General features: G+C 64.5%; 1 protein-coding gene. It reads right to left on the bottom strand.

Annotated features, from left to right (window positions below; all coding sequences use genetic code 11):
• Positions 1-716, bottom strand: a 716-nt coding sequence (locus HZU84_RS20020) for a putative Ig domain-containing protein (protein WP_219341031.1), incomplete at its 3' end; no start/stop codon positions are given.
• Between the last annotated feature and the right edge of the window lie 14 nt (positions 717-730).

The following is a 730-nucleotide window of genomic DNA, read 5'->3' as shown; positions in this document are numbered from 1 at the left end:
AGCTGGAAGCTGAAGGGCTGATCTTCGGTCGCACTCTGATCGGCGATCGGAGACGCCACCGTCGGTGCATCGTTGACGTTGGCGACCGTCAGCACGAAGGAATCGCTGGCCGTGGCGTTGCTGCCATCCTTCGCCGTCACCGTGATCGTCAGCGAACCGACATCGGCGTTGGTCGGCGTGCCGCTGAAGGTGCGCGTCGCGGCATCGAAGCTCAGCCAGCTCGGCAGCGTGCTCGTCGTGTAGCTCAGCGAGTCGCCCGCATCGACATCGACAAACGTCTCGGCCGGAAGCTGGAAGCTGAAGGGCTGATCTTGCGTCACGCTCTGGTCGGCGATTGGCGTGGCGACTGTCGGTGCATCGTTGACGTTGGCGATCGTCAGCACGAAGGAATCGCTGGCCGCGGCGTTGCTGCCGTCCTTCGCCGTCACCGTGATCGTCAGCGAACCGACATCAGCATTGGCCGGTGTGCCGCTGAAGGTGCGTGTCGCGGCATCGAAGCTCAGCCAGCTCGGCAGCGTGCTCGTCGTGTAGCTCAGCGAGTCGCCCGCGTCGACATCGGCAAACGTCCCGGCAGGGATCTGGAAGCTGAAGGGCTGATCCTCGGTCGCGCTCTGGTCAGTGATCGGAGACGCCACCGTCGGCGCATCGTTGACGTTGGCGATCGTCAGCACGAAGGAATCACTGGCCGCGGCGTTGCTCCCGTCCTTCGCCGTCACCGTGATCGTCAGCG

The sequence above is a fragment of the Sphaerotilus sulfidivorans genome, assembly GCF_013426975.1.
GTDB classification, from domain to species: domain Bacteria; phylum Pseudomonadota; class Gammaproteobacteria; order Burkholderiales; family Burkholderiaceae_C; genus Sphaerotilus; species Sphaerotilus sulfidivorans.
Note: the sequence above shows the minus strand (reverse complement) of the source record. Positions and strands in the feature narration are given on the sequence as shown.